This is a genomic window from Caballeronia sp. ATUFL_F1_KS39, assembly GCF_023630985.1.
GTDB lineage: Bacteria > Pseudomonadota > Gammaproteobacteria > Burkholderiales > Burkholderiaceae > Caballeronia > Caballeronia zhejiangensis.
Genome location: NZ_JALQDZ010000100.1, coordinates 1 through 264, shown reverse-complemented (window position 1 = coordinate 264; position 264 = coordinate 1). Strand labels below are relative to the sequence as shown.

Sequence of the window (264 nt, the reverse complement as noted above, 5' to 3'; positions counted from 1 at the left end):
GCCTCATCCTGGGCCGACGGCACGTGAACGACGCGCATCCGGCCGCGCTCGCCGCGTAGCCACGCACGGAGGTTGATCACCAGTTTTATGGCATCGAGCCGGTCGGTTTTTGCGCGCCGCTTGTGGCGCTCAACCGGAATGCTGGCCGGATCAACGACGTGGCACTCGATGTGTCGCCCCTGCAGCGCGCGATAAATCCAGAACGCGTCCTGGCCGGCCTCGTAGCTAACAACGATTCGGACGACCCCCGGCAATGACCACTTC

At 64.4% G+C, this 264-nt stretch carries 1 pseudogene; it reads right to left on the bottom strand.

What is annotated here, in order from left to right:
• Positions 1-264 (bottom strand): annotated as a pseudogene (locus NCR93_RS31735) (IS110 family RNA-guided transposase); the annotation flags it as partial.